This window comes from Flavobacterium ginsenosidimutans (assembly GCF_003254625.1).
Taxonomy (GTDB): domain Bacteria; phylum Bacteroidota; class Bacteroidia; order Flavobacteriales; family Flavobacteriaceae; genus Flavobacterium; species Flavobacterium ginsenosidimutans.
In genome coordinates, this window is the sequence record NZ_QJRJ01000068.1 from 1 (window position 1) to 20,289 (window position 20,289).

Annotated in this window: 10 protein-coding genes; 7 read left to right on the forward strand and 3 right to left on the reverse strand. The window is 33.7% G+C overall.

Features of this window, described 5'->3' with window-relative positions:
- Positions 1 to 370 precede the first annotated feature (370 nt).
- The 4 genes from DM444_RS03640 (at position 371) to DM444_RS03655 (ending at position 11,032) form a co-directional block, all read left to right on the forward strand.
- Positions 371 to 4,069, forward strand: coding sequence for a two-component regulator propeller domain-containing protein (locus DM444_RS03640; RefSeq protein WP_111284082.1), 3,699 nt, complete (start codon positions 371 to 373; stop codon positions 4,067 to 4,069).
- Between the two features lie 176 nt (positions 4,070 to 4,245).
- Entirely contained in the window at positions 4,246 to 7,215 is a 2,970-nt protein-coding gene (locus tag DM444_RS03645) for a SusC/RagA family TonB-linked outer membrane protein (RefSeq protein ID WP_111284084.1), read from the forward strand.
- A 15-nt stretch (positions 7,216 to 7,230) separates the two neighbouring features.
- The gene (locus DM444_RS03650; RefSeq protein ID WP_111284086.1) at positions 7,231 to 8,973 is read left to right on the forward strand and encodes a RagB/SusD family nutrient uptake outer membrane protein; all 1,743 of its coding nucleotides are present in this window, start codon (positions 7,231 to 7,233) and stop codon (positions 8,971 to 8,973) included.
- A 265-nt stretch (positions 8,974 to 9,238) separates the two neighbouring features.
- Positions 9,239 to 11,032, forward strand: coding sequence for an alkaline phosphatase (locus DM444_RS03655; protein ID WP_111284088.1), 1,794 nt, complete (start codon positions 9,239 to 9,241; stop codon positions 11,030 to 11,032).
- 213 nt (positions 11,033 to 11,245) lie between these two features.
- Here DM444_RS03655 and DM444_RS03660 read toward each other — a convergent pair whose 3' ends face one another.
- The 3 genes from DM444_RS03660 to DM444_RS03670 all read right to left on the reverse strand — a co-directional run bounded on the left by DM444_RS03660 (position 11,246) and on the right by DM444_RS03670 (position 14,081).
- Positions 11,246 to 12,163, reverse strand: a complete 918-nt coding sequence (locus DM444_RS03660; RefSeq protein WP_111284090.1) for a helix-turn-helix domain-containing protein — start codon at positions 12,161 to 12,163, stop codon at positions 11,246 to 11,248.
- Between the two features lie 39 nt (positions 12,164 to 12,202).
- Positions 12,203 to 13,078: an SDR family oxidoreductase gene (locus DM444_RS03665; protein WP_111284092.1), complete on the reverse strand. Its 876-nt coding sequence runs from the start codon at positions 13,076 to 13,078 to the stop codon at positions 12,203 to 12,205.
- Positions 13,079 to 13,334: 256 nt separating this feature from the next.
- Positions 13,335 to 14,081 carry an NUDIX hydrolase gene (locus DM444_RS03670; protein WP_111284094.1) on the reverse strand — a complete coding sequence of 249 codons (747 nt, stop codon included), beginning with the start codon at positions 14,079 to 14,081 and terminating at the stop codon, positions 13,335 to 13,337.
- A gap of 396 nt (positions 14,082 to 14,477) precedes the next feature.
- Here DM444_RS03670 and DM444_RS03675 point away from each other — a divergent pair, with 396 nt between their 5' ends.
- From DM444_RS03675 to DM444_RS03685, 3 genes are all read left to right on the forward strand, one after another.
- The gene (locus DM444_RS03675; protein ID WP_111284096.1) at positions 14,478 to 16,733 is read left to right on the forward strand and encodes a TonB-dependent receptor; all 2,256 of its coding nucleotides are present in this window, start codon (positions 14,478 to 14,480) and stop codon (positions 16,731 to 16,733) included.
- 11 nt (positions 16,734 to 16,744) lie between these two features.
- Complete coding sequence (locus DM444_RS03680; protein WP_111284098.1) at positions 16,745 to 19,057, forward strand: glycoside hydrolase family 3 protein; 2,313 nt, start codon at positions 16,745 to 16,747, stop codon at positions 19,055 to 19,057.
- A gap of 196 nt (positions 19,058 to 19,253) precedes the next feature.
- Positions 19,254 to 20,285: a nucleoside hydrolase gene (locus tag DM444_RS03685; RefSeq protein WP_111284100.1), complete on the forward strand. Its 1,032-nt coding sequence runs from the start codon at positions 19,254 to 19,256 to the stop codon at positions 20,283 to 20,285.
- The last annotated feature ends 4 nt before the right edge of the window (positions 20,286 to 20,289 follow it).

The following is a 20,289-nucleotide window of genomic DNA, read 5'->3' on the forward strand; positions in this document are numbered from 1 at the left end:
GCCTTTCTTTTAAGAATCCTCATCATGTATTTGATGGGGATTTTTTGGTTTTAATAGTCTGCTGAAATTTGGACTATTCCAATCATACTTGAATCTCTAAAATATCATTTAAAGAATAAAATCTATACTTCTTTTCTATTCTCTATTTGTTTAGCTACTTTTTTAAAATGTTATATTAAAACTGGATTATTTTGCAGTCTTGCAAAAAATATTTTTGTAAGATTCTGACTTGTAAAATTTACATCTTATTTGTAGCTCGACGATGTCTATCATTATTGATAACCCACTTTGATTATTGTTTTTTTAGTTAACGTAAAATTTATGTTTGAATAAACTCAGGATAGTATACTTGCGTGTTAAATAACATACAATGAACAGAATATTTATAATGTTTTTACTTTTGACAGTAAATTCATTCGCGCAACAGATAAAATTTGAAAATTTTACAACGAATCAAGGATTATCTAACAATTCTGTAGTGGATATAGAAAGCGATAGAGATGGAGGCTTATGGATCGCTACTTGGGACGGTCTAAATTATTTTGATGGGTATAATTTTAAGGTTTTTAAAAACGATTTTAATAACCCAAAAACAATTTCCAGTAATTATATTACTAAACTTAAAAAAGATATATCTGGGAAAATCTGGGTCATGACAAAAGAAGGTAATGTAAACAGCTATCTTGGAAATAATGAATTTGAAGAATTTAAGTTTAAAACTACTCCAAAAAACCTTTATTTATCTCAAAAAGGAAATATTGTAATAGAAACAAATACCGCATATTACGAATACAAAAACAAATATTTTGTTGAAATAGCCCCAAATAATGTAAAGAAAACGGATATCAGTAATCTAAAAAGGATTTTACTTCAAAAGTATCCTAAACTTATTATTAATGATGTTCTAAAAGATAAATTGGGAAATATATGGTTTGCTACTCGCGAAAACGGATTGTTTATTATTACAAACGAAAATAAAATAGAACATCTTACAGCAGATTTATATGCGCCATATTCTTTTAAAAATAACGAAATAGAAACACTCCACAATGACGACTTTGGGAATATTTGGTTGGGTCAGAAAGACGGAGGTTTGAGTATGGCATTTACTGGTTCAGAGAAAATAAACTCAATTGTACCGCATCCTTTAAAACAACCGAATCTTCCAGACGAAACAATTAGGGCAATTACCAAAGATACTAAAGGAAAAATCTGGCTGGGTTATTATACACGAGGGCTTTACTGTTATAACGACAGAAATCATTTTTTTGAGAAATTTAAAATAGATAAAGCAAGTTCTAATCCAGACTGGGAACGAATTCGAAGCTTATTTACTTCGAGCGATGGAAGTATTTGGGCGGGAACTTATAAAGGAATTCTCCGTATTTCAGACAATAAAGTTATTAGCTATGAAACTTCCAATATAGAAGAAGTTTCTATCAATAGATGCTATTCTATAATTGAGGATCAAAATAAACAGCTTTGGATGGGATGCTGGGGAGGTTTGGCCAAATTTAATCTGATAACTGGAAAGTTTGAAAATTTTAAAGGACAGGAGTCATTAAGTAAGTATCATATCAGAAACGTTAAAAAAGAGAATCAAAATCTTATTATTTCTACTGAGAATAATGGTGTTATTGTGTTTAATTTATCTACTCATTCTTTAAAAAGAATTACTACAAAAGAAGGAATTTTAGGAAATAGTATTTATTCTGTTTTTGTAGACAATGAATCTGATAATTATTGGATTGCTTCTTTGGGAGGCGTGAGCATTTTTAATAAAAAAACAGGAATAGTAAAAAACATTACTGAATTAGAAGGGTTGCCAAGTCACATGGTTTATGGACTTATTGATACCGGCGATAAGGTTTGGATTAGTACAACAAAGGGAATTGCTTCTATTGATAAAAAAAAGTTTACTGTTACGGCTTATAATCCAGATCACGGATGGCAGGCAACTGAATTTTCTGAAGGAGCATATTATCAAGATTCTAAAGGAAATTTGTTTTTTGGAGGAGTAGAAGGACTTAATTATTTTAATCCAAGTACGATTCATACCAATAATTCGAAAGCAAAAATTAAATTGAAAATCGATGGCGTTGAAAATTCGATGGCTTCAATTGAAAAAAGTTTTAGTAATAATGCATTAGATATTGAAGTTATACCAATAATTTTCCCAAGAAACAGCAAATATGAGATCTATTATAAAATGGAAGGGAAAGATGAAAATTGGATTCTTTTACCTGCCAACAATAAAATAGAATATTCTAATCTTTCTTCTGGCGATTACAATTTTGTGATTAAGCAAGGACGAAAAGGAAAACCGGAACCGGTATTTTTTTCACTTCATATAGGAAAAGCATTTTACGAATCGATAATGTTTTATATGCTCTTGTCAGGGTTTATACTGCTTATGTCTATTATTGTGGTTTACGTCAAAAACAAAGCGGCTCTTGCTCAGCAAAAGTATCTCGAAGAACTTGTTGCCGCTAGAACAGCTGTGATTGAAAACCAGAAAAAAGAAATGGAGCAGGTAAATGAAGAATTGGATGAAAAAAATAGAAAGATTTTAGAACAGAAAGAAAAACTTCTTATTCTTCACAGCAATTTAAAAAAAGAAAATTTTGAAATAGAAAAGTTTAAAACTTTTATGCTGGCAGAATTCCAGGAACCAATATCAAAAATTATCAAAATATCGAGCGCATTTAAAAAAGATACAGAAACGCATCGGGATTTAATAGTACAATCGGGGAAATTGGTGAAACTAATCTCGGAATGGAATTATTTAGAACATGTAAAAGATCTTGGCCCAATAAAAAAATCGCCTGTAGGTTTGTTTCCTGTTTTTAAGAACAATGTCGAAAAATTAAAGAAAGACTTGCAGCTAAATGAAGTCAATTTTAATTGCGAAATAGATAATTCGAATTGTTTTGCTTCAGTAGATGTTTTGCGTTTAAAACTTTCTATGCAATATTTTTTTAATGATTTAAGTAAATATTCAGACAGAGACAGTACTTTAAATATTTCAATTACTCACAAAAATAATTTTGTAGAGATTAAAGCATTTTCAGATAGTGTAATTCTAAAAGAGAACTGGTATAATATTTCACATTACAGTCCATATTTTAAAGCCTTACAGGTTTTACTGCAAGATTTGGAAGGAGAATTAATTTCATCTGAAGAAGAAGATTTTGAAATCACTTTGCAAATTCCAATAGAAGTTATTGATCCGGATGTTAATTTTAAGGAAACTATTTCTTGGAAAAATTTTAATTCGACAGATCAATTTTCTGATGATAAAAAATGTCTTCTAGTTTTTGGAGATTCTTATAACAATCAAGCTGCGAGTCAGGTTTTGGAAAGTGAAAATTTCAATTTGATTTTTGAAAATTCTATTTTCAATCTGAATTCAATAATGAAACAAATTGATATTTCAGCTTTGGTTTTATATCAAACAGAATTCTCTAAAAAGCTAATTGATTTTTTAAAATTGAATAAAGAAAGTTCGAATATTAAAATTCCGATGATTTATATCTCAGAAGACATTAATTACGAACTGAACGAACAATTATTAGAAATTGGCATCGAAACCCACATTCAGCTTCCTGCCAGTGCATCATTCGTCAGAAAAAAAATTGACAGTTTGATTAATCAAAGTACAGAACCTCTTCGAGAGCATAAAATTCAGGAGAAAATTTTTGAAATTCTCACAGGAGATAACGAACACGTTACTGCCAATGACAGACTTTTAAGAAGAGCCTTAGAAATAATAAAAGGACAATTGCATAATCCGTCATTTAATGTAGAAGTGCTTGTAGAAGAATTGGGAATTTCTAGAGTAAAATGCTATCGCGTATTCAAGGAAACTTTAAATCAATCTCCTTCAGATATTTTAATGTCACTTCGATTACAAAAGGCAGAAGTTTTATTAAAAACAAAGAGATTGAACATATCTGAAATAAGTTTTGAATGCGGTTATAATGATCCAAAATACTTTGGACGTTCTTTTAAAAAGTATTTTGGGAAAACTCCTAAAGAATTTAAAGAGTTTAAAGAGTACTCGGTTTAGAATTTTTGTTAGCCCTGTATTTGCGCAAAGTTAGGTCAATGTTAATGTGCAAAATTCACCTTTTTTGCTGTTAATTCTATCCTAATTTGAATTAAAAGTCCTCTTTTGAATAACAAAAATCCTCTCTTTGGAGGTGTCGTTAAGATACTTTTGGCAAAACAAAAAAAGTATTTTAAATGAAAAAAAATTATGCATTATTACTTCTTGCCTTTGGATGTATGTCGTACTCCTATGGGCAGATAAATGTATCAGGAGTCGTGGTTTCTGATGTTGAAAAAGTGCCTGTACCAGGAGTTTCTGTTTATATTAAAGGAGAACCTAAAGGCGCAGTAACAACTGATTTTGATGGGAATTTTAAAATTAAATCTCAACAAAATGACGGTATTTTAGTTTTTTCTTATGTAGGATTTAAAACTAAAGAGGTTTCTTTCTCAGGTACTCAAAAATTAACTGTTTCTCTAGCAGAAGAAGTTAGTACTTTGAATGAAGTAGTAGTTGTTGGTTACGGTTCTCAAAAGAGATCTGATGTAACTGGAGCAATTTCTTCTGTAAAAAGTGAAAGTTTTAACAAAGGAGTAGTGGCCAATGCAGGACAATTGATTCAAGGTAAAGTTGCCGGGGTTAATGTTGTCGCTTCTAGCGGTGAGCCTGGAGCTACTCAAGATATTATTATTCGTGGAGTTGGAAGTTTACGTTCTGGAACAACACCTCTTTATGTAGTAGATGGATTTGCTTTAGATAACAGTAATACTGGTGTTGCTTCAAATCCTTTAAACTTTATCAACCCACAAGACATTGAAAGTATTGATGTACTTAAAGATGCATCTGCTTCTGCAATTTACGGTTCTAGAGCTGCAAATGGAGTTGTGGTAATTACAACTAAAAAAGGTTCAAAAGGAAGAAGTCAAATCAATCTTTCTATGTCAACTGGTTTTTCTTCATTAGCGAACAAAGTTGATGTTTTTAGTGCTGACGAATTTAGAAAAGCAGTTGCGTCGGTAAATGGAAATTTACAAGATGGAGGAGCAAATACAGATTGGCAAGATGAATTAACAAGAACTGGAGTTTCTCAAAACGTTAATTTATCGATGAGTGGAGGAACAGAAAAATCTACTTATTCTGCATCTGTTGGTATGGATGATCAAGAAGGAGTTCTAAAAAATAGTGATTTAAAGCGTTATTCTGGACGTTTGAATTTAACTCAAAAAGCATTAAATGATAAATTTAATGTGGCTTTCAATTTGACTGGAACAAAATTAGAAAACTCTAGACCAGACGCTAGAACGGTAGTTGGAAATATGCTGACAATGAACCCAACTGATGCTGTGTACGTTAATGGGCAACCAAATACCAATTTGAGCAACGATGTTTTGAATCCATTGATCAGTCAAAACATTTACTCAGATATTACGAACAACAATCGTATTTTAGCGAATATCGCACCATCTTATGAATTTATCAAAGGATTAACTTATAAGTTTAATCTTGGTGTAGATTATTCTATGTCTGAAAGAGATATTCAGGTATTACCTTATTCATCGGCAACAAATACAACTTTGGGTTCTTTGAATAATATCATTACTACAAACAACAATACTTTATACGAGAATACTTTAACGTATAATTTTAATGTAAAAGCACATAGTTTTACGGTTCTAGCTGGTCAATCTTACCAAAAAATTCAAGTAAATCAAAAAAGCTATAATTTATCTGGATTCCCTGATAATGGTGTAGAACCAAAAAATCAGATCGAAACAGCAAGTGAGCGTACAACGCAATCTTCTTCTGCAGTAGAAAATGAACTTCAGTCTTTCTTTGGAAGATTAAATTATGCTTTCGACAACAAATATTTAGTAACAGCAGCAATGCGTGCTGACGGTTCTTCTAAATTTGGTAAAAACAATAGATACGGATATTTCCCATCTGTAGCATTAGGTTGGAATATTACAAAAGAAGATTTTTTAAAGGAATCAGAAACACTTAATAATCTTAAATTAAGAGCAAGCTGGGGACAAACTGGTTCTCAAGAGATTCCTTCAAAAATTACAAAAGCAAGTTATACTGAAAGTAACACAGGAAACGATACTTACCCATTAGATCCTTCTGCTACAGATTTGAGCGGATATCCTTATGGTTCAATCTATACACGTTTGGCTAACCCAAATATTCAATGGGAAGTTTCAACACAAGCAAATATTGGATTAGATTTTAGTTTATTCAATAATAGATTATCAGGTACTGTTGATTACTTTAACAAAGTTTCAGAAAATATTTTATTAGAAGTTGCGCCTACAGATCCAATTCAGCCAACATCAAAATATTGGACAAATATTCCTAATATGCAGATCAAAAACAATGGTATTGAGGTGGCTTTAGATTACAGCAGTGATAAAAGCAAAGATTTCTCATATAACATTGGTGGAAATATTTCTTTCACAAACAATAAAGTAGAAAATTCTCCATATAAAATTTTAACTACAGGTGGTGCACAAGGAGGAGGACAATCTGGAGCTACTATCAACGGTGTACTTAACGGACAGCCTATTGGTTCTTTCTACATGCTTGATTTTATAGGAATTGGTCCTGATGGTTTAAACCAATTTGCTGATACAAATGGAGATGGACAAATTCTTGATGATGACCGTATCGTTGCAGGAAGCGCTTTACCAGATTACATCTATGCTTTCTATTTAAACTTTAAATACAAGAATTTAGATTTAGGATTTAATTTCAATGGTGCTGGTGGAAACAAAATCTACAACCACGTTGCAATGACTTCATTCAACAGAGGAAGTTTAGCAAACTCTTTTAATACTACTGATAGAGCTACTCAATATTTAAATGAATCATCGACTAACTCGAATACAGTTTCTACAAGATATTTAGAAGATGGTAGTTTCTTAAGATTAAACAATGCTACTCTAGGATATAATTTAAGCCCAAAATTAGTTGGACTTGGTGATGTGATGGATAATATTCGTCTTTCAGTTACAGGACAAAACTTATTTGTAATTACAAAATACAGCGGTTATGATCCTGAAATTAATACAGGAACATCTGTTGGTGATATTCAATCTTTCGGAATTGATTATTTCAGTTACCCAAGAAGCAGAACGATTGTATTTGGCTTAAACGTAGCATTCTAACAAAAAAAACATAACATGAAAAATAAAATAATAGTAGCAGCTCTTGCAATTGGTTTATTATTTACTTGGAGCTGTACAGATTTAGAAGAAAAAGTCCTGGACGAATCCTTGAATGGAGGAGGACAGGCAGACGCGATAAGTGGTGCAATTGCTCCAGCTTACGGTCAGTTAAAAGCAACTTGGATCCATACTAACAATTTTGGTTTACAGTTAATTGCGAGTGATGAAGGAATTTTACCTTACAGAGGAGGAACAGACTGGTACGATGGAGGTAAATATTTAGCAGTTCACGCACATACTACTACACCTACAAATGACTTGGTTACAAGTACTTGGAATGAGCTTACTAAAAATATTTCAAGAACATTATCTGCTATTGAAGTTTTAACTCCGCTTGCAGAAGATGGAAATACTGAAGCACAAGGAGCGCTTTATGAAATGAAAGCTTTAAGAGCATATTTAAATATGATGACTTTAGACAGCTGGGGACTTGTATTCAAAAAAGAATCATCGGCTGCAACTTCAGAAATCCTAAGAGGACAAGACGCTGTTACATACATTGAGAATGAATTATTGTCTGTTGCTGATGTAATTAACACAGATAAAGGACCAGGTAGAATGACTCAATCTGCTGTTTGGGGACTTCTTGCAAGATTGAATCTAAATGCTGCTGTTTACCGTGATCCTTACGGAACACCAAATTTCACATCAGCTGATATGGATAAAGTTATTAAGTACACAGATAACATTATAAACTCAGGAAAATTTACTTTATCTCCTGAATATTTTGACTTATTTGATGATGATAATAACTCTAACAAAGAGTTGATTTTTGCAATTGATCAGCGTGGAGTTTTAAAAGACGAAAACAACCGTTGGGCTTATTGGTCTATTCCAGGATCAATGTTTCCAAGACCTGAATCTATTAATGCTGACGGAACTGACGGACCAGCTATTACTTCAGATTTCTATCAAACTTGGGTTGACGCTTACGGATCTGTAGATCCTGCTGATGCTGATTCAAGATTTTATAAAAACAATGCAAAAGTGCCAGATAACTTAAAAGATCTTACTGGACTTTCTCCTTTAAATGATGAGAATCACTACTACTGTGTAAAAGCAGAAGAGTTTGAAATTGATAGAGGAATTTTGAGAGGTATTCCGTGGGCTGCTAGAAAAGATGCTAATGGAGCATTTTATAAATGTGATACTGGATACAGAATTTACCCAGTTAAACAAATTAAAGGAAACGGACCAGACAAAAATGTGGGTTATGTTAACCTTACTTTGAAAGTTGATTTTACAAACGAAGGAAGTACACACGCTTCTGGATATAGAGTTTCTAAATACCAATTTAGCCATACTTCACCTGACGGAAATTACTACAGTAGTGTAGACATGGTTTTATTGAGATATGCTGAAATTTTCATGATGCGTGCTGAAGCTAAGTTGAGAAAAGGAGATAACGCTGGTGCACTTGCTGATATGAATACAGTAAGAACTTCAAGAACGGCACGAGCTCCAATTCCTGCTGCGCTTGCATCTATCAACTTGAATATTTTATACAGAGAATATGGATTCGAATTTTACTGGGAAGGTTTAAGAAGAAACACTCAAATTCGTTTCAGTCACTTCGAAGATAAATGGACTGAAAAATCAGATACAGATGTAAACAAAAGACTGTTCCCAATTCCTCAAGTAGCAATTGATGGAGCGTCTAACACACCAGGATATTTAGTTCAAAATAAAGGATATTAAGTAGTTGTTTTGTGTTTTATAGGAAGGCTGCCTATTGCTTAAGGCAGTCTCCTTTCGCTTAGTTGTTAAAACAGGGAGATTTTAAAGCTTATAAAACCCCCTGTTTTTAATTTTTTTCTTCAAAAATCCCAAATTCGTTTATAAAAATTTTAAGTTTTAATCTGATTGCCCTTCAGGGAAACGAATTCTTTTTATAATAAATCACCTTTTTTGCCCCTCAAACCTACCGCATTTTTTTACCCAATATTCATTAATTTATTTCAAAATGAAAACATCATTTTTATTCATAAGTTTATTTCTTTCTCTTTTTGGAGCAGGAAATCGACTATATTCTCAGGAGCAAGTTAAAATACATTCGCATAATGATTATAACCAAACCGTTCCTTTTTGGAATGCTTATGCAAATGGGGCATCATCTATCGAAGCTGATATTTTTCTAAAGGACAACAATTTATATGTATCACATGATGAGAAGGGAATTACCTCTTCTAGAACTTTAGAGGATTTGTATTTAAAGCCTTTAGAATCTGCTTTAAAAATGAATTTCAAAAAAGAGAATAAATTAACTCTACTAATAGACATTAAAACAGATGCTGAACCTACTTTGAACAAATTAGTTTCTGTTTTAAGCAAATATGAATCAATTATTACTAATAAGGATATTAAAATAATTGTATCAGGAAACAGACCTGATGCAGAAACGTATGTAAAGTATCCAAATTTTATCTACTTTGATTTTCAAGAATTAGGAAAATCAATTTCAAAAGAAAACTGGTCAAAAGTTGCCATGGTTAGTGCAGATTTTAAAAAGTATTCTGTTTGGAACGGATTAGGAAGACTAACTCATGACGATTATAACCGCATAAGCTCAGTTATTGCTAAAGCTAAAGAAACGAATAAACCATTCCGTTTTTGGGGCGCACCAGATTCAAAAAGTGCATGGAAAGCATTTTTAGAATTAGGAGTAGATATCATCAACACTGATTCTCCATACAATTGTGTTCAATATATTCAAACGCTTCCTAAAAGATTGGTTACAGTAACTAATTCTTCAAAAGTTTATAAACCTACTTATAAAACAGATAAAAAAGAAGAGCCAGTTAAAAACGTAATCCTTTTAATTGGAGATGGAAATGGTTTGTCACAAATATCATCGGCTGTTTTGGCTAATAATGGAGTATTATCTGTTACACAATTGAAAAGTATTGGTTTTATAAAAACACAATCTGCAGATGATTTCACAACAGATTCAGCGGCTGCTGGAACTGCATTGGCAACAGGCCAAAAAACAAATAATAGAGCAATTGGAACAGATAGTTTAAGAAAACCAATTGCAAATATTATGGAAGTTTTGCAAAAAAGAAAATACAGTACAGGTGTTATTACAACTGATGAAATTACTGGCGCAACTCCAGCAGCTTTTTACGCACACACAGAAGAGAGATCTAATACAGAGCAAATTGCTAAAGATTTATTAAAAAGTAAATTGAACTTGTTTATTGGAGGAGGAGCTTCTACTTTTAATAATACTTCTTTGAGTTCTAAATTTAAATTATTGAATTCTGTTAAAGAATTAGAAACAGTAATAAACGATACAGTTGGTGTTTTTATTGCTAACGGAAGAGTTCCATCGGTTATGGAAGGAAGAGGAGAATTACTGGCAGATGCTACAAAATATAGCCTTGATTTTTTAAACAAAAAGAAAAAGCCTTTTTTCTTAATGATTGAAGGAGCACAGATTGATAGTTTTGGGCATGTTAATAATGCTAGCGGAATTGTATCTGAAACCATTGATTTCGATACAGCGATAACTCAAGCATTAATTTTTGCAGATAATAATAAAGGAACTTTAGTAATTATTACGGCAGATCATGAAACTTCTGGATTTGCTATTCCGCAAGGAAATGTAAAAAAACATAAAATCGAAGGAGACTTTATAACAAACGATCATACTGCAACGATGGTTCCTATCTTTTCTTATGGACCTCATTCGCAAGATTTTCAAGGAGTTTACGAAAATAATGAAGTGTTCAATAAAATACTTTCATTATTGAAATAAAATCGAATCATCTCAAATTGAATAAATAACAAAAGGCCGTCTCAACGCTTGGAGACGGTCTTTTTTGTTTAACTTTTTAGACTAATATATTGTTTTGGGACATTAAACTTAATTGTTGATCGTTTAGCGTAAGTAGTTAAACTCTAAGTTATTTCTTTTTTATACTAAATGTAGATACCCAATATTTAGTGTTGGCTTTGAGAAATAAAAATCTCAGTTAAAACCAGCGCGAAACTCCAAAGGCGAAAGATCTGTTTTAATTTTAAACAATTTACTGAAGGATTGGGGATGTTCAAATCCCATTTCATAAGCAATTTCACTTACCGATAAATTTGTTGTAGATAATTTTTCTTTAGCTACAGCTATTAGCTTGGCGTGTATATGCTGCTGCGTGTTCAGCCCTGTAAGCACTTTTAGTAGAGTGCTCAAATATTTTTTAGAAACATTTAGTTCTTCTGCTAGAAATTGGACAGAAGGTAATCCGTGTTGAGAAATTCGGTGTTCAAAATAGTCATCAAGCAAATCTTCCAGCCGTTCCAGAATTTGATGATTGGCTTTTTCCCTTGTGAGAAACTGACGGTTGTAAAATCGGTCTGAATAGCTTAGCAGGCTTTCTATCTGCGAAATGATAATCTGTTTGCTGAACCGGTCAATATTAGTATGGTATTCCTGTATAATGTTCTCAATAATACCGCTGATTGTTCTCTGTTCTTTTTCGGAAAGAAATAGCGCTTCGTTTACTGAGTAATCGAAAAAATCATATCGTTTAATAGTTTTGACAAGTGATGTATTCCACAGAAAATCGGGATGTATTAATAGCATCCAACCAGAACGTTTTTCGGCTGGGTCATGAGCTGGCTGGATTCTGAAAACCTGATTTGGTTCCATAAACGCCATAACTCCTTCGTCAAAATCAAATTCTTGCTGTCCATAATGCATTTTTCCAATCATTCCCTTTTTAAGTGAAATCATGTAGAAATCAAGAATCCAGTTTATTTCGCCAATGTCAACAGCCTGTTTAATACTGCTGTAATCCACTACGCTAATAAGCGGATGCTCGGGTTTAGGCAGACCGCGAAGCTTGTGAAATTCGCTGATTGTTTTGATTCTCTGTGTCTGCCTCTGTTCCATAAATGCAAATTTAGTGATGTTTTTACTGTTCCTGTCTCTTTAGAAATAGTTTTGTTTCATATCGTCCAGTAATCCAATATGTTCAGGTTTCCAGTTTAGAAGTTCCTGCGTTTTTAAGTTTTCTGCTGGACTGTCAAAAGAAATAAAACGGCTCATCCATTCAAAATGCGAAGCAAGATCATCGCCCGAGAGAGAAGCAGACGGCAGATTTAACTGTTCGCTGATTAAGGTTGCAATACTTTTTATTTCGATGCTGTATTCGCCCACAACATTATACAGTGCGCCTTTTATACCTTTTTCTGCTGCAAGACGGAAAGCTTTTGCCGCATCTAAACGGTGTACTGCAGTCCAGCGGTTTGAGCCATTTTCAGGATAAGCTGAAATGCCATTTTTGCGCGCCTGTGCAATAATAAACGGAACAAAGCCCTTGTCGCCTTTGTCATGAACCGAAGGTGCAAGACGGATTACAGAAGCATTAATACCTTTTTCTGCCAGTGCGAGAGCAGTAGTTTCAGAAGAACGAGGAATACCCGATGATCTGCTTTCTTCCGTAATGATTCCATTGATGAGCGGTAACCCCAAAGTGCCTGCTGTTACTACCAACGGTTTGTCTGTACCAAGTAATGCTTCACCCATTGCGTTAATAGCCTCTTTGTCCATTTCTGCGGCTTTTGCAAATTGTGTAAAATCATGAAAAAAAGCAGCATGGATGATAGCATCAGCCTGCAGAGCTCCATGTTTTAATATTTCCAAATCTTCAAGATCTCCTATTAATGCTTCTGCGCCTAAATCTCTTATGATCTGTGCAGATTTTTCTGAACGCGCCAGACCAATTACTTGATGTCCAGCACTGATTAATTCTCTTACTACCGCAGAGCCAATGAAGCCCGAAGCTCCAGTTACAAATATTTTCATTTTAATACTTTTTTTATTTAGGCAAAGATCGGCACAACATGAAGAGTAAATGTTTCCAAAAGTCAGATTCTTGTAGCCAGAATGGAAATGGTATTTTAGTAAGATGAAGTTATTAGGAATGTATTGAACGATTTAAAGTAACAGAATAAATCTACAATGCATGCTATGAAGGAATCGTATAAAACGTGCAATAGCAAAAAACTTTTAGCTTATTAGCTATTTTTAAGAAGTCTTAGTTTGGTATTCAATCAATTATTTACCATCCGCCTTTTAATCCTTCTTTTAGAGCACTGTTATATTTCTCCAAATCAAAACTATACAAATCTGGTGCTTTATGCGCGCCGCCTTTTCGTGATTCATCTAATTTCGTGAGAATATCATAGCGAAGAATTTTGCGGTAAAAATTTCCTCTATTTAATTTTTTTCCTAAAATACCTTCATATAGTTTTTGAAGTTCTGGCATTGTAAATTTCTCAGGAAGAAGATTATAGCCAATCGGATGATTGTTTAATTGTTCACGAAGTGTTAGCAAGGCTTTATCATAAATACTTCTGTGATCCATCATAAACTCGGGAAGATTTTCTATTAAATGCCATTCAACAGCACTAGAAAATTCATCAATAACCAAATTTACCTGCGAATATTCAGCCAAAGCATAATATCCAATTGAGATAAAACGCTGTTTGTACCAAATGTCATCATCATAGTCAGCAAAAGCATCTTCAGAACGATTGCGGTCTCCAAAAGTATGAAACTGATGCAGATAAATATTTTCAGTTCCAGTCCTGTCTTTTAAGATGCGAACCGCAGCTTCATCAACATTTTCAGTCTTTTTTACATATCCGCCAGGCAGTCCCCAAGATTCCATGTCTTTCATTTTTAAAAGTAAAACATGAAGAGAATTTTGATGAAAACTAAAGATCACACTATCAATAGAAAGTGTCGGAATATATTTTTTCCAAGCCTCTTTAGACTCGATTTCGAGAAACTTTTTGAAATCCATGACGGTATAATTAGCTTCAAATTTAAACTTTTTAATAGTTACAAGTCAAATTAGCGCAATTTTTTCTGACAACTTTTTAAACGTCACAAAAAGATGACAAAAGGTGATAATCTATTTTCTAATGCTCATTTTCGAATTTGATAAATCAATTATAAATCAAGTCTTTTTTTCAATAATTACAGGACTTTACGCAAACGAGATAGTAAAATTTAAGTGTGAGTTTGACAATTCAGACATATCTTCTTGTTTGTTGTTTTTATGCAATTTAAGGATAGGTTTTAATGCGATATTAAAAATTATAACATCAATTATTTGTTGATATGAAAAATAGTATTTAATATTGCTTCATTATGAAGCAATGAAAAGTTCATAATGAAAAACCTAACTTAACTACTCATGAAAAGATTAATTATTGCCACGATTTGTCTAGCATTTTATCCTGCTTCCGAAGCTTTTTCGCAAGAAGATAAAAAACAGCAAGCAACAGATTCGATTAAGAAAAACACCAAAATCGTAGAGACAGATACGAAAGAAGAAAAGAATAGAAACGTAATGCTTAATGCGGCCAACAATACGGGACCACGTGAAGTAAATATTGGTCTTCCTTCATCAGTTGGAGGAATTACGATTCAAGAAAATGATTTGCCAGTGGTTTATTATTTCTGGCCAGAACTTCCAAATCGTACTTGGAGACAAAGTACAAGCTTAGGAAGAACAGGATTATTAAAAGTTGGTGAAGCAGCGATTACTACTGGAGATCTTGGTTTTGCTGTAAACTCATACACAAAACTGGGAACAGATAAATTAGAAATAGTTGGAAATCTTTCTGGTTCAAGTTTCGGATGGATGAAAGGAGACTTAAATGTTTCAGGTCCGTTGGCAAAAGGCTGGTCTTACACAATGGGAGCTTATGCCAATTTTGATCCGAATTCTTTTGATTTGAAATTTGCTAAATATTCAGACCGAACTCAAATTTATAGAGCAGGTTTGACTAAGAAGTTCAATAACGGAAAAGGTCAGATTAGCTTTTTATATAAATATGCAAACTCAGCTTCCTTAACCAATTACGCAGTTTTTAAATATAAAGAAGGCGGAAAAGTTGAAGAATATAACGATTTTAAAATCGGACGTGATTCGTACATCGTAAATGATGGAATCATGAAATTCAAAGACATCTTGACAGGCGAAACTAAATTTGCTGATATGGGCGGAAGTGATGCTGCATCAACTTCACACACTTTTGATATCTTAGGAAATTACGATTTGGCAAATGACTGGAAATTTAATTTTTCTACGCGTTTTCGTTATGCTGAAGCTTCTCAGTTAATAGCCATTCCGCTTGGGATTTTTGAAGCAACTGCTGCAGATAATTTCACTTACAAATCGACTGGAAATGCATATGTTGGAAATGTAAACTCGATGTTGGGATTATACACTGACGGAACTCCGACAAAAACGGCTATGTCAAGATTTGAGCTTACAAAAAATATAGAAAAACACAAATGGAGATTTGGTTTAACCGAATACTACTATCAAGTTGATGACTTTACTTCAAGTAGATCTTTCTTTAATCAAACAGTTAGCGCAAATCCAGATAAATTGGTTCGTAACACGCCTGGAGGAACTTCAAATACAGACTCAGACGGATTTTACAATTACAATGTTGGAGGTGAATATCACAACGGTTTTGAAAACAAATTATCAGGTTATTTCTCAGATAACTGGACGATTTCAGATCGTTTCAGTTTAGCTTATGGTGTGAATTTGAGATACCACAAACTAAAAGGAGATTATTACCTGACGCCAAGAACTCCAGATTTGGTGTTTGATCCTAGCCAGAAAACATATTTTGATAACAACTGGTTTCATTTAGGAGGTTCTGTAAATGCTGTTTATAAAGTAACAAGAAGTGCAGGAATACTTGCGGATTTTACTTATACAGAAAAAAATGGACAGTTAGAAAGCTACTCTGGAGCTGTAGCGCCAAATAATGCCAAATCAAAAAGTCCAATGGCAGCATTTGGATTGTATTTCAATCAGAAAAATTTCAGCATTGTTTCTCAAGCGACTTATTTAACTCGAAATAATTATCTGGCGAGATTAAATTTAGTGAATCCTTCAGATGCAACGCAGTCAGAAGTAGCAACTGTTTTCTATGATATTCAAACTTTAGGATGGACAACAGATATTGTGGCTTCTCCATTCAAAGGATTTGATCTTCATTATTTAATTACGTTCCAAGATCCAGTTTATAAGAATTATGATTTTACTGCTTTTGGAAATAATTATTCATATAACGACAAAAACGTTTTGGAAATCTCTAAAGTATTGATGGAAATTGATCCAAGCTACACATACAAAGATTTCAAGGTTTGGGCAAGTTTCCGTTATTTCAGTAAGCAGTATGCTAACCAGACAAACGCTTTATATTTTGCACCAAGATGGGAAACTTTCGGAGGGGTAAATTACAAAATCAACGATCATTTTGATATTGGTTTAACTGCTGTAAACTTCTTAAACCAAACGGGAGCAAAAGGAACAATCAACGGAGCAGAATTAATTACAGATGCTTCAGCATATTACGATCAGCTTTTGGTTGGGTCTTACATTCGTCCATTTACTTTGGAAGCTTCTCTTAATTTCAGATTCTAAATTTTATTTCGATGAAAAAAATAATTATAACTGCTGGTTTCGCTTTTTTTCTGAGCGCGACAATGCAGGCACAACAAGCCAATTTTACAATTGTTAAAAATAATAAAGGTGCAGATTTGGGATATTCTCCTGAATCTGGCATCAAAATTTTGACTGTAAATGGTAAAAAGTTTAAAGATTTAAACAAAAACGGAAAGCTTGATAAATATGAAGATTGGCGACTTTCGGCAGATGAACGAGCGAAAGACTTGGCTTCAAAAATGTCTGTTGAACAAATTGCTGGTTTAATGCTTTACAGCCGTCATCAAGCTTTGCCAGCAGGAGTTTCAGGATATAATGCTGGAACTTACAACGGAAAAGTATTTCCAGAAAGTAATGCTAAAGCATATAATTTAACAGACCAGCAGAAAGCATTTTTAAAAGAAGATAATCTGCGTCATGTTTTAATTACAAGTGTTCAATCACCAGAAGTTGCCGCTTTATGGAACAATGAAATGCAAGCTTTTGTAGAAGGAATTGGATTGGGAATTCCAAGTAACACGAGTACAGATCCACGTCATACAGCAAATGTAACGTCTGAGTTTAACGCAGGAGCAGGAGGAACAATCTCGATGTGGCCTGATGGTTTAGGAATGGCCTCGACTTTTGACCCAAAAATTGTTGAGCAATTCGGGCAGATTGCCGCAAAAGAATATCGAGCGTTAGGAATTGCAACGGCTTTATCTCCGCAAATCGATTTAGGTTCTGAGCCAAGATGGTATAGAATTTCGATGACTTTTGGCGAAAGCCCAGCTTTAACCAGAGATATGGGAAGAGCTTATATTGATGGTTTTCAAACTTCATACGGAAAAGACGAAATCAAAGATGGCTGGGGTTACAAAAGTGTCAATGCAATGGTGAAACACTGGCCAAGTGGTGGTGCTGAAGAAGGCGGACGCGACGGTCACTGGGCTTACGGAAAATTTGCGGTTTACCCTGGAAATAATTTACAGCAGCACATTGATCCGTTTATTAATGGTGCTTTCAAATTAAAAGGAAAAACGAGTAAAGCTTCGGCGGTAATGCCTTATTACACGATCACTTTTGATCAAGATAAAAAATACAACGAAAATGTAGCCAACGGTTACAGCAAATATATTATTACCGATTTATTAAGAGACAAATACGGTTACGATGGAGTTGTATGTACAGATTGGCTGGTAACTGCAGAGGAAGGAAAAACACCAAATGTTTTTGCTGGAAAACCTTGGGGAGTTGAGAATCTTTCTATCGATCAAAGACATTACAAAGCAATTATTGCTGGTGTAGATCAATTTGGCGGAAATAATGACAAGAAACCAGTTTTGGCAGCTTACGAAATGGGAGTTAAAGAATTTGGAGAATCTTTTATGAGAGCCAGATTTGAAAGATCAGCAGTTCGTTTATTGAAAAACATTTTCAGAGTCGGACTTTTTGAAAATCCATATTTGAATGTGGAAGAAACGAAAGCTGTAGTTGGGAATCCAGAGTTTATGAAAGCGGGTTATGATGCACAATTGAAGTCGGTTGTGTTGTTGAAAAACAAAGCGGCAGTTCTTCCTGTAAAAGAAAAGAAAACCGTTTTTATTCCGAAGATTTATACAGCTTCAACCAAAGATTGGTGGGGCATTGCAAGTCAGCCAAAATTAGAATATCCAGTTAATTTAGAATTGGTTAAGAAATATTACAATGTTACCGAAGATCCTTCAAAAGCAGATTTTGCAATTGTTTTTGTGACAAGTCCACAAAGTTTAGAAGGCGGTTACGATTTAAAAGATCGAACAAACGGAAGCAACGGTTATGTGCCAATTTCACTTCAGTACGGAACTTACACAGCAACTGAAGCGAGAACAAAAAGTATTGCAGCAGGAGATCAGGTTATTGATCCAACAATCAAAGACAGAACATACAAAAATAAAACAGTTACCGCTGCCAATACAATGGATTTGAGAACGATTCTCGATACCAAAGATATGATGAACGGGAAACCAGTTATTGTCTCAGTTACGGCAAATAAACCAATGATTTTTAATGAGTTTGAAAAAGAAGTAGACGGAATTGTTTTGAATTTCGGAGTTTCTTCTCAAGCTGTTTTGGATATCATTTCAGGAAAAACAGAACCTTCAGGATTGCTTCCAGTGCAGATGCCTGCGAATATGGAAACGGTTGAAAAACAATTTGAAGATGTTCCGTATGATATGATTCCGCATAAAGATACAGAAGGAAATATTTATGATTTTGCTTTTGGATTGAATTGGAAAGGGGTTATTAAAGATGCCAGAACAGAAACATATAAAAAGAAGTAATTCTTTATAAGATTTTAAACCTGACAGTTTTTTAAAACCTGTTAGGTTTCGACAAAGTAAACACAATCTTGTCATCCTGAGGAACGAAGGATCACACTAGAAACTCGGTAATCTTTGTCGAATATTGGATGTGATCCTTCGTTCCTCAGGATGACAAAACAGGAAAGATTAAAAAAACAGAAAAACCATAAGTAATATGAAAATTAAATATCCAATATTATTAGTGTTTTGTTTGCTTTTAAGCATTTGTTCACAAGCACAGTCAACTGCTAAAAACTCTCTTTCGAAAGATTTGGTAAAGCCCAGAATGCGTGTTATTGTCGACAATGATTTTAGTGGAGATCCAGATGGATTATTTCAATTGGTGCATCAGATTTTATCGCCATCGGCAGAAATTAAAGGCATTATTGGATCGCATTTAAAACTGGGAGATGGTTTTGATTCTTCTTCAGAAACTGCTACAAATGCGGTTAAAAAAGTGAAAGAACTTCTGGAAGTCATGAAACTTCAAAATTCTTTTCCAGTTTATGAAGGTTCCAATTTACAGTTGAAAGATTCTAAAACGCCAAATATTTCTGAAGGAGCAAAAGCCATTGTAAAAGAAGCAATGCGTACCGATGTCAAAACTCCGCTTTATGTAGTGTGCGGTGCGGGTCTGACAGAAATTGCAAGTGCTTATTTAATGGAACCTAAAATTGCCGATCGTTTGATTTTGGTTTGGATTGGCGGTCCAGAATATACTGATTTGGCTTCTCCGCCACCAGGATATACTTCATTAGAATATAATCTTGGAATTGATATAAAAGCTGGACAAGTTGTTTTTAATGATTCAAAAATTCCAATCTGGCAAGTGCCGAGAAATGCTTACAGACAAACGCTTTTATCGTATTCTGAATTGCTTTTGAAAGTGAAATCAACTGGAATAACAGGAGAATATCTATCAGAAAAAATAGAAAGTTTAATGAAGAGAGTACAGCAATTCGATCTTCATATTGGTGAAACTTACATTATGGGAGACAGTCCGCTGGTTTTGCTGACTGCCTTACAATCTTCTTTTGAGTCAGATCCGAGTTCGAGTTTTTATGTTCTGAAACCATCGCCTTTAATTAATGCGCAAGGTCTTTACGAAACCAATCCTAACGGAAGAAATATTCGAGTTTACAATCAATTGGATACTCGATTGATGTTTGAAGACTTTTTTGCAAAGCTTCAATTATCAAAAATCTAACTTT

Excerpts from the sequence above, each read along its gene's own strand:
- DM444_RS03640 (WP_111284082.1), top strand. The coding sequence starts at position 371 with ATGAACAGAATATTTATAATGTTTTTACTTTTGACAGTAAATTCATTC.
- DM444_RS03645 (WP_111284084.1), top strand. The coding sequence starts at position 4,246 with ATGAAAAAAAATTATGCATTATTACTTCTTGCCTTTGGATGTATGTCG.
- DM444_RS03650 (WP_111284086.1), top strand. The coding sequence starts at position 7,231 with ATGAAAAATAAAATAATAGTAGCAGCTCTTGCAATTGGTTTATTATTT.
- DM444_RS03655 (WP_111284088.1), top strand. The coding sequence starts at position 9,239 with ATGAAAACATCATTTTTATTCATAAGTTTATTTCTTTCTCTTTTTGGA.
- DM444_RS03660 (WP_111284090.1), bottom strand. The coding sequence starts at position 12,163 with ATGGAACAGAGGCAGACACAGAGAATCAAAACAATCAGCGAATTTCAC.
- DM444_RS03665 (WP_111284092.1), bottom strand. The coding sequence starts at position 13,078 with ATGAAAATATTTGTAACTGGAGCTTCGGGCTTCATTGGCTCTGCGGTA.
- DM444_RS03670 (WP_111284094.1), bottom strand. The coding sequence starts at position 14,081 with ATGGATTTCAAAAAGTTTCTCGAAATCGAGTCTAAAGAGGCTTGGAAA.
- DM444_RS03675 (WP_111284096.1), top strand. The coding sequence starts at position 14,478 with ATGAAAAGATTAATTATTGCCACGATTTGTCTAGCATTTTATCCTGCT.
- DM444_RS03680 (WP_111284098.1), top strand. The coding sequence starts at position 16,745 with ATGAAAAAAATAATTATAACTGCTGGTTTCGCTTTTTTTCTGAGCGCG.
- DM444_RS03685 (WP_111284100.1), top strand. The coding sequence starts at position 19,254 with ATGAAAATTAAATATCCAATATTATTAGTGTTTTGTTTGCTTTTAAGC.